10 protein-coding genes are annotated in these 9,033 nt (G+C 64.6%); 9 read left to right on the forward strand and 1 reads right to left on the reverse strand.

Annotated features, from left to right (window positions below):
• The gene (gene hemB, locus A9976_RS12525) at window positions 1-1,008 is read right to left on the reverse strand and encodes a porphobilinogen synthase (protein ID WP_183019280.1); all 1,008 of its coding nucleotides are present in this window, start codon (window positions 1,006-1,008) and stop codon (window positions 1-3) included.
• Window positions 1,009-1,131: 123 nt separating this feature from the next.
• Here hemB and A9976_RS12530 point away from each other — a divergent pair, with 123 nt between their 5' ends.
• The 9 genes from A9976_RS12530 to A9976_RS12570 all read left to right on the forward strand — a co-directional run.
• On the forward strand, window positions 1,132-1,560 hold the full coding sequence (locus tag A9976_RS12530) for a CopD family protein (RefSeq protein WP_183019281.1): 429 nt from the start codon (window positions 1,132-1,134) through the stop codon (window positions 1,558-1,560).
• Between the two features lie 31 nt (window positions 1,561-1,591).
• A complete protein-coding gene (locus A9976_RS12535; RefSeq protein ID WP_183019282.1) occupies window positions 1,592-2,746 on the forward strand; it encodes a VanZ family protein in 1,155 nt (384 codons plus the stop codon).
• A 10-nt stretch (window positions 2,747-2,756) separates the two neighbouring features.
• On the forward strand, window positions 2,757-3,131 hold the full coding sequence (locus tag A9976_RS12540; RefSeq protein WP_013800245.1) for a ferredoxin: 375 nt from the start codon (window positions 2,757-2,759) through the stop codon (window positions 3,129-3,131).
• An 80-nt stretch (window positions 3,132-3,211) separates the two neighbouring features.
• Window positions 3,212-3,847, forward strand: a complete 636-nt coding sequence (locus A9976_RS12545; protein WP_183019283.1) for an alpha/beta hydrolase — start codon at window positions 3,212-3,214, stop codon at window positions 3,845-3,847.
• A gap of 92 nt (window positions 3,848-3,939) precedes the next feature.
• Window positions 3,940-5,109: a D-alanyl-D-alanine carboxypeptidase family protein gene (locus A9976_RS12550; RefSeq protein ID WP_013800247.1), complete on the forward strand. Its 1,170-nt coding sequence runs from the start codon at window positions 3,940-3,942 to the stop codon at window positions 5,107-5,109.
• Window positions 5,110-5,267: 158 nt separating this feature from the next.
• Window positions 5,268-5,645 carry a 30S ribosomal protein S12 gene (gene rpsL, locus A9976_RS12555; protein ID WP_012202325.1) on the forward strand — a complete coding sequence of 126 codons (378 nt, stop codon included), beginning with the start codon at window positions 5,268-5,270 and terminating at the stop codon, window positions 5,643-5,645.
• 160 nt (window positions 5,646-5,805) lie between these two features.
• On the forward strand, window positions 5,806-6,279 hold the full coding sequence (gene rpsG / locus A9976_RS12560) for a 30S ribosomal protein S7 (protein ID WP_012202326.1): 474 nt from the start codon (window positions 5,806-5,808) through the stop codon (window positions 6,277-6,279).
• Window positions 6,280-6,427: 148 nt separating this feature from the next.
• A complete protein-coding gene (gene fusA / locus A9976_RS12565; protein WP_183019284.1) occupies window positions 6,428-8,536 on the forward strand; it encodes an elongation factor G in 2,109 nt (702 codons plus the stop codon).
• 174 nt (window positions 8,537-8,710) lie between these two features.
• A partial coding sequence (locus tag A9976_RS12570; RefSeq protein WP_259649196.1) for a GTP-binding protein occupies window positions 8,711-9,033 on the forward strand: 323 nt, incomplete at its 3' end.

Raw genomic sequence — 9,033 nt, forward strand, 5'->3', positions numbered from 1 at the left:
TCAGCCGCGCAGCTTGCGCGCGGCGTCGATGGCGAAGTAGGTCAGGATGCCGTCGGCACCCGCGCGCTTGAAGGCCAGCAGCGATTCCATCATCACCTGGTCATGGTCCAGCCAGCCGTTGGCGGCGGCGGCCTTGAGCATGGCGTACTCGCCGCTGACCTGGTAGGCAAAGGTGGGCACGCCGAACTCGTCCTTGACGCGGCGCACCACGTCCAGGTACGGCATGCCGGGCTTGACCATGACCATGTCGGCACCTTCGGCCAGGTCCTGGGCGACTTCGCGCAGGGCCTCGTCGGTGTTGGCGGGGTCCATCTGGTAGACGTTCTTGTCGGCCTTGCCCAGCGCGCCGCGCGTGCCCACGGCGTCGCGGAACGGGCCGTAGAAGGCGCTGGCGTACTTGGCGCTGTAGGCCATGATGCGTGTGTGGATGTGGCCGTGGGCCTCCAGCGCCTCGCGGATGGCGCCGATGCGGCCGTCCATCATGTCGCTGGGCGCCACCATGTCCACGCCGGCCTCGGCATGGGTGAGGGCCTGGCCCACCAGCACCTGCACGGTCTCGTCATTGATGATGTAGCCGGACTCGTCGAGGATGCCGTCCTGGCCGTGGCTGGTGTAGGGATCCAGGGCCACGTCGGTCATCACGCCCAGTTGCGGGAACTCCTTCTTGAGCGCACGCACCACGCGCGGGATCAGGCCGTCGGGGTTGAGCGCCTCCTTGCCGTCGGGCGTCTTCAGCGAGGACTCGATGGCGGGGAACAGCGCCAGGAACGGGATCTCCAGCTGCACGCACTGCTCGGCCACGGGCAGCAGCAGGTCCAGGCTCAGGCGGTCCACGCCGGGCATGGAGGGCACGGCCTCGCGCTGGTTCGTGCCTTCGTGCACGAACACGGGGTAGATGAAGTCGTGGGCCGTGAGCACGTTCTCGCGCACCAGATTGCGCGTGAAGGCGTCGCGGCGCAGGCGGCGGGGGCGGTTGTGCGGGAAGGGGGTGGGGCTGGACAGATGCATGCCGAAAATTGTGCCCCATTCCCGCCGCAGGCCCCGCAACCCTGGCGACGACGCCGGCACGCGGGACTCGGCTTTTGCGCCTGCGCAGCCTGGCGCACCCCTGTACGCACGTACACTGCCCGCATGCTGTGGGTCAAAGCCTTTCATATCGTTTTCGTGGCAAGCTGGTTCGCGGGCCTGTTCTATCTGCCTCGCATCTTCGTCAACGTGGCCATGGTCACGCCCGGCTCGGTGGCCGAGCGCGAGCGCCTGCTGCTCATGGCGCGCAAGCTGCTGCGCTTCACCACGCTGCTGGCCGTGCCCGCATTGGGCCTGGGCCTGTGGCTGTACCTGGGCTACGGCATCGGCAAGGGGCCGGGCAACGGCTGGATGCATGCCAAGCTGGCCGGCGTGCTGCTGGTCATCGGCTACCACCATGCCTGCGGGCGCCTGCTGCGCCAGCTGATCGACAACCGGGACCAGCACAGCCACCGCTGGTTCCGCATCTTCAACGAGGTGCCGGTGCTGTTGCTGGTGGCCATCGTCATCCTGGTGGTCGTCAAACCTTTCTGAGAAACCGTTCCAACGAAGAGGGAGGCAGGGCGTGGTGCAAAGGACTTCGGCCTGGCCGCTGGCACTGGTCTATGCGGTGCTCATCGTTTTCGCCAGCCTGTTTCCCTTTGACGGCTGGCGTGCCCAGGGCATAGACCCGCTGGTGTTCCTGACGGCAAAGATCCCGCCGCCGTACTGGACCTGGTTCGACGTCAACACCAACATCGTCGGCTACGCGCCGTTGGGTTTTTTCCTGGCGCTGGCCCTGGTGCGCAGCGGCAGCCCGCGCGCGGCCGTGCCGCTGGCGGCGCTGGCCGGCACCCTGCTGTCGCTGTCCATGGAATTCCTGCAGATCTATCTGCCGCGGCGCGTTCCCTCCAATCTGGATCTGGTGCTCAATGCGGGCGGCACCTTGCTGGGCGCGCTGGTGGCGCTGCTGCTGGAGCGGCTGGGCGCCCTGGCGCGCTGGAGCGCCTTTCGCACCCATTGGCTGGGTGAGGACGGCGGCGGTGCCATGGTGCTGCTGGCACTGTGGCCCTGGGCGCTGCTCTTTCCCGCCGCCGTGCCCTTTGGCCTGGGCCAGGTGCTGGAGCGGCTGGAGCAGGGGCTGCTGGACATGCTCGAAGGCACGCCCTTCCTCATGTGGCTGCCGCTGCGCGAGTCCGCGCTGACGCCGCTGTCGCCCGTGACCGAGATGCTGTGCGTGATGCTGGGCCTGTGGGTGCCCTGTCTGCTGGCCTACTGCGTGATGCGCCACATGGGCCGGCGTGCCGTGCTGGCGGGCTCGGCCATCGTGATCGGCATCGGGGTCTCGGCGCTGTCGGCCGCGCTGAGCTGGGGGCCTGCCCATGCCTGGGAATGGGTGGATCTGCCCGTGCGCATGGGCGTATGGGGCGGCCTGGGCCTGGCCATGGTGGCCCTGCCGCTGTCGCGCCGCGCCTGTGCAGCCCTGCTGATGCTGGTGCTGGTGCTGCAATTGAGCATCCTGAACCAGGCGCCCACCAGCGCCTATTTCTCCGAGACGCTGCAGGCCTGGGAGCAGGGGCGTTTCATCCGCTTCTACGGGCTGGGCCAGTGGCTGGGATGGCTGTGGCCCTATGCCACCCTGGTCTATGTGCTGCTCAGGGTGGCGCGCCGCGATGCAGGGCCGCTGCCGCCCGCACCTTCAGCGCCCCCGGCGCCTTCGGGGCAGCAGACGCAGGCCTAGAATCCGCTCCATGAGCGAACACCCACGTCCCGGGGCCGACAGCGGCCAGCAAGGCGCAGGCAACTACTATGCGCGCCACATCTTCTTTTGCCTCAACGAGAGGCCCAACGGCGAGGACTGCTGTGCGCTGCACGGCGCCAAGGCGGGCTTTGACCACTGCAAGAAGCAGGTCAAGCAGCTGGGCCTGGCCGGCAAGGGCCAGGTGCGCGTGAACAAGGCCGGTTGCCTGGACCGCTGCGCGGGCGCGCCCGTGGCCGTGGTCTACCCTGAAGGCACCTGGTACACCTTCGTGGACGAGTCCGACATCGACGAGATCGTCGAGTCCCACCTCAAGAACGGCCAGCCCGTGGAGCGCCTGCTGCTGCCGCCCGACGTGGGCCGCTGAGCACCGGCTGGAACTTTGGGCCTTTCCGGGCATCAGTGCTTTGTCAGCTTGGATTGGCTGCTACTACTAGGATAGCGATTGTGAATGCGCAGACCGAACGTTTGACCTTGACCGGCCTTGCCGGGGCCGTGGAGGCCCTGCGCGATGCGCCGGCCGCCGATGCACCGCCGCGCGGCGTGGCCATCATCGCCCACCCCCATCCGCTGTTCGGCGGCACCATGGACAACAAGGTGGTGCAGACCCTGGCGCGTGCCTTCGTGCAGTGCGGCTACACGGCCGTGCGATTCAACTTCCGCGGCGTGGGCGCCAGTGCCGGCGAGCACGATGCGGGCGTCGGCGAGGCCCAGGACATGCTGTCCGTGGTCCGCCAGGTCGCCCCCGAAGGACCGATCGCGCTGGCCGGCTTCTCCTTCGGAGCCTTCGTCACCAGCCATGTGCTGGCGGGGCTCTGGAGCGAGGGCAGGGTGGAGAAGGCGGTGCTGGTGGGCACGGCGGCCAGCCGCTTCACCGTGGCCCCTGTCCCGCCCGAGGCCCATGACCGGACCCTGGTGGTGCACGGCGAGGCCGACGACACGGTGCCGCTGTCTGCCGTCATGGACTGGGCGCGCCCGCAGATACTGCCTGTTACCGTCGTGCCCGGGGGCGGTCATTTCTTTCACGGACAATTGCCGCTGCTCAAAAGCCTCGTGGTCCGCCATTTGCGCTCACTCCCCTAGCGGCCCGCGCCGCTGCTCAACAGGCCTGCCCCATCGGGCGGGCATGTTTTCGCCTTTCCTGCATTCCCTGCCCTTTAGCGAGAGTTTTCCTCATGAAGCCACTTTCCTCCACGCTGCGAGTCCTGGCACTGGCGGCCGCCATGGCGCCGGCCCTGGCGCTGGCGCAGATCACCCCGCCCCAGCCGCCCGAGATCGCGGCGCGCAACTATCTGCTGGTCGATGTCACCGCCAACCAGGTGCTGGGCGCCAAGGACATCGACGCGCCCATCGAGCAGGCCTCGCTGACCAAGCTGATGACCGGCTACCTGGTCTTCGACGCGCTGCGCGCCAAGAAGATCACGCTGGAGCAGCGCCTGCCCGTGAGCGAGCGCGCCTGGAAGATGCCCGGCTCGCGCATGTTCATCGACCCCAAGATGCAGGTGCCGGTCGATGACCTGGTCAAGGGCATGATCGTGCAGTCCGGCAACGACGCCACCATGGCCCTGGCCGAAGGCGTGGGCGGCTCGGCCGAGAACTTCGTGCGGCTCATGAACGAGCAGGCCAAGGCGCTGGGCATGAAGAACACCAGCTACAAGAATCCCGAGGGCCTGACCGAGCCCGGCCACCTGACCACGGCGCGCGACCTGTCCATCCTCGCCCAGCGCCTGATGCAGGACTTCCCCGAGTACATGCACTACTACTCGACCAAGAAGTACTTCTATCCTGGCACGCCGGCCTCCAACGGCACCAACCGCAACTCGCTGCTGTTCCGCGACCCGACCGTCGATGGCCTCAAGACCGGCCACACGGCCGCCGCCGGCTACTGCCTGGTGGCCACCGCCAAGCGCGACCTGCCCAACGTGGGCAGCCGCCGCCTGATCTCCATCGTGCTGGGCGCGGCCAGCGAGAACGCGCGTGCCAATGAAAGCCAGAAGCTGCTGAACTGGGGCTATGCGGCCTTCGATTCGGTCAAGCTGTTCGATGCCGAGCAGGCCGTGGCCACGCCCGAAGTCTGGAAGGGCAAGGCGAACACCGTCAAGATCGGCCGCACCACGCCCATCGTGGTCACCGTGCCGGCCGGCAGCGGCGGCAAGCTGAGCACCGAAGTCGTGCGCCAGGACCCGCTGATCGCCCCGTTCACCAAGGGCCAGGCCATGGGCACGCTCAAGGTCAAGATGGGTGCCGACACCGTGGCCGAAGTGCCGCTGGTGGCGCTGGAAGGCGTGGAGCAGGCGGGCTTCTTCGGCCGTGCCTGGGATGCGATCCGCCTCTGGATCAAGTAAGCCCTGGGGCCTGTCGCCCAGGCCCTCGCGTGCTGGCTTGAAGGGGGTGCAGTTGTGCGATCTCCCGCAAGCTGGTACAGTCGAGGGCTTTTCGGAATTTCCGAAGGGATTCACGTTTTCGCTTTTCGCAAGCAATTCACGTTTAGGGACGTTTATTAATGCCAACCATTAACCAACTCGTGCGTCAGGGCCGCACGGTCGAAGTTGTCAAATCCAAGAGCCCTGCTATGGAAAACTGCCCTCAGCGCCGCGGCGTGTGCACCCGTGTGTACACCACGACGCCCAAGAAGCCTAACTCCGCTCTGCGTAAGGTTGCCAAGGTGCGCCTGACCAACGGCTTCGAGGTCATCTCCTACATCGGTGGTGAAGGCCACAACCTGCAAGAGCACAGCGTTGTGCTGGTGCGCGGCGGCCGTGTGAAGGACTTGCCCGGTGTGCGTTACCACATCGTGCGTGGCTCCCTTGACCTGCAAGGCGTCAAGGACCGCAAGCAATCCCGTTCCAAGTACGGCGCGAAGAAGCCCAAGGCCAAGTAAGCCCTGCGTTTTTTCGAGGAAGGTGCTGTATCCCGCGTGGCGCGAGATTCAGCGTAGTGACCCCAAACGCAAGTGTTTTGCGCGGGTCGAGTAAGTGGGAGTCCTGTTGACTCTCGCGGTGTCTGAAAAGATGCCAACTGAAGCAAGATAGAGGTAAAAAATGCCACGTCGTCGCGAAGTCCCCAAACGTGAAATCCTGCCGGATCCCAAGTTCGGCAATGTCGAGCTGTCCAAGTTCATGAACGTGATCATGGAAGGCGGCAAGAAGGCGGTCGCAGAACGCATCATCTACGGTGCCCTGGACCTGATTCAAAAGAAGCACCCTGACAAAGACCCGCTGGAAGCCTTCGTTGTTGCCATCAACAACGTCAAGCCCATGGTCGAAGTGAAGTCCCGCCGTGTTGGCGGTGCCAACTACCAAGTGCCCGTCGAAGTGCGCCCCGTGCGTCGCCTGGCCCTGTCCATGCGTTGGCTGAAGGAAGCCGCCCGCAAGCGCGGCGAGAAGTCCATGGCCCAGCGCCTGGCCAACGAACTGCTCGAGGCCACCGAAGGCCGTGGCGGCGCCATGAAGCGCCGTGACGAAGTGCACCGCATGGCCGAAGCCAACAAGGCGTTCAGCCACTTCCGCTTCTAAGAGCACTTCGCTCCCGATCAGACAGGCCGCATGCATTTTTGCCTGCGGCCTTGTCTCGATTAGGAGCATCCCCAGATAAGACTGCTGTCCGTCTGCACCATGAGGCTGGAACGGGCAGAGACTCACTCCATACGATCAAGGATCCATCATGGCTCGCAAGACCCCCATCGAGCGCTACCGCAACATCGGTATCTCCGCCCACATCGACGCAGGCAAAACCACCACCACGGAACGTATCCTGTTCTATACCGGTGTGACCCACAAGCTGGGCGAAGTGCACGACGGCGCTGCTACGACCGACTGGATGGAGCAAGAGCAAGAGCGCGGCATCACCATCACTTCCGCTGCAGTGACCTGCTTCTGGAAGGGCATGGACCTGTCCTACCCCGAGCACCGTTTCAACATCATCGACACCCCCGGCCACGTGGACTTCACCATTGAGGTGGAGCGTTCCATGCGCGTGCTGGACGGCGCCTGCATGGTGTACTGCGCCGTGGGCGGCGTGCAGCCCCAGTCGGAAACCGTGTGGCGCCAGGCCAACAAGTACAAGGTGCCCCGTCTGGCCTTCGTGAACAAGATGGACCGTACCGGCGCCAACTTCTTCAAGGTCGTCGAGCAGATGAAGCTGCGCCTGAAGGCCAACCCCGTGCCCGTCGTGATCCCGATCGGTGCCGAAGACAACTTCAAGGGCGTGGTCGACCTCGTCAAGATGAAGGCCATCATCTGGGACGAAGCCTCGCAAGGCATGAAGTTCGAATACCACGACATCCCCGCCGAGCTGGTGGAGACCGCCAACAAGTGGCGTGAAAACCTCGTGGAAGCCGCCGCTGAAGCCAGCGAAGAGCTGATGAACAAGTACCTGGAAGAAGGTACCCTGTCCGAGGCAGAAGTGAAGGCCGGCCTGCGCGCCCGTACGCTGGCTACCGAAATCCAGCCCATGCTGTGCGGTACCGCTTTCAAGAACAAGGGTGTGCAGCGCATGCTGGACGCCGTGATCGACTACCTGCCGGCGCCTGTGGACATCCCTGACGTCACCGGTACCGATCCCGAAAACGAAGAAACCAAGCTCAGCCGCAAGGCCGACGACGGTGAAAAGTTCGCGGCACTGGCCTTCAAGCTGATGACCGACCCGTTCGTCGGTCAGCTGACCTTCGTGCGCGTGTACTCGGGCGTTCTGACCAAGGGCGACACCGTGTTCAACTCGGTCAAGGGCAAGAAGGAGCGCATCGGCCGTATCGTGCAGATGATGGCCAACGAGCGCGTGGAAGTCGAAGAAATCCGCGCCGGCGACATCGCTGCCTGCGTGGGCCTGAAGGACGTGACGACCGGCGAAACGCTGTGCGCCGTTGAAGCTCCCATCGTGCTGGAACGCATGGTCTTCCCCGAGCCCGTGATTGCTCAGGCCGTGGAACCCAAGTCCAAGACCGACCAGGAAAAGATGGGCATCGCCCTGTCGCGCCTGGCCGCCGAAGATCCGTCGTTCCGCGTGCGTACCGACGAAGAATCGGGCCAGACCATCATCGCCGGCATGGGCGAGCTGCACCTGGAAATCATCGTTGACCGCATGAAGCGCGAATTCAACGTGGAAGCCAACGTGGGCAAGCCCCAGGTTGCCTACCGCGAAACCATTCGCCAGAAGGTCGTGGACGTGGATGGCAAGTTCGTTCGCCAGTCCGGCGGCAAGGGCCAGTACGGTCACGTGGTGTTCACGGTCGAGCCGCAGGAAGCCGGCAAGGGCTTCGAGTTCGTCGACGCCATCAAGGGCGGTGTGGTTCCTCGCGAATACATCCCCGCAGTCGAGAAGGGCGTGATCGAAGCGCTGACTTCCGGCGTGCTGGCCGGCTACCCCGTCGTGGACGTGAAGGTCACGCTGACCTTCGGTTCGTACCACGATGTGGACTCGAACGAAATGGCGTTCAAGATGGCCGCCATCTTCGGTTTCAAGGAAGCTGCCCGCAAGGCCAGCCCCGTCATCCTGGAGCCCATGATGGCTGTGGAAGTCGAGACGCCTGAAGACTACGCCGGTACCGTGATGGGCGATCTGTCCTCGCGTCGCGGCATGGTGCAGGGCATGGACGACATGGCCGGCGGTGGCAAGTCCATCAAGGCCGAAGTGCCGCTGTCCGAAATGTTCGGCTACGCCACGTCGCTGCGTTCGCAGACGCAAGGCCGCGCTACGTACACGATGGAGTTCAAGCACTACGCCGAAGCTCCCCGTAACGTGGCTGAAGCCATCGTTGCTGCTCGCTCGAAGTAAGCTTTTTTGTATAATTGAAGGCTTTTGAATCGCAGCACCCAGGCGTTTTGGCGCCGGGGTGCTGCGGTTTTTGCCGGTCTGCGATCCCATGCCGCCCTGTCACCTGTGCGGGACGACCAAGCAATGGGGTGCAGACCTTAAACATCACACAGGTTTTGCTCTTTCGGAGAAATCATGGCAAAAGAAAAATTCCAGCGGAACAAGCCGCACGTCAACGTTGGCACCATCGGTCACGTGGACCACGGCAAGACGACCCTGACGGCTGCTATCGCTACCGTTCTGTCCAAGAAGTTCGGCGGCGAAGCCAAGGCTTACGACCAGATCGACGCAGCACCTGAAGAAAAGGCGCGCGGCATCACGATCAACACCGCCCACGTCGAGTACGAAACGGCCGGTCGCCACTACGCTCACGTTGACTGCCCCGGCCACGCCGACTACGTCAAGAACATGATCACCGGCGCTGCTCAAATGGACGGCGCCATCCTGGTGTGCTCGGC

The organism is Delftia sp. UME58 (assembly GCF_014170385.1).
GTDB lineage: Bacteria > Pseudomonadota > Gammaproteobacteria > Burkholderiales > Burkholderiaceae_C > Comamonas > Comamonas acidovorans.

Coding starts and splice junctions, on each gene's coding strand:
- A9976_RS12550 (WP_013800247.1), top strand. CDS start 3,940: ATGAAGCCACTTTCCTCCACGCTGCGAGTCCTGGCACTGGCGGCCGCC.
- fusA (WP_183019284.1), top strand. CDS start 6,428: ATGGCTCGCAAGACCCCCATCGAGCGCTACCGCAACATCGGTATCTCC.
- rpsL (WP_012202325.1), top strand. CDS start 5,268: ATGCCAACCATTAACCAACTCGTGCGTCAGGGCCGCACGGTCGAAGTT.
- A9976_RS12530 (WP_183019281.1), top strand. CDS start 1,132: ATGCTGTGGGTCAAAGCCTTTCATATCGTTTTCGTGGCAAGCTGGTTC.
- hemB (WP_183019280.1), bottom strand. CDS start 1,008: ATGCATCTGTCCAGCCCCACCCCCTTCCCGCACAACCGCCCCCGCCGC.
- A9976_RS12540 (WP_013800245.1), top strand. CDS start 2,757: ATGAGCGAACACCCACGTCCCGGGGCCGACAGCGGCCAGCAAGGCGCA.
- rpsG (WP_012202326.1), top strand. CDS start 5,806: ATGCCACGTCGTCGCGAAGTCCCCAAACGTGAAATCCTGCCGGATCCC.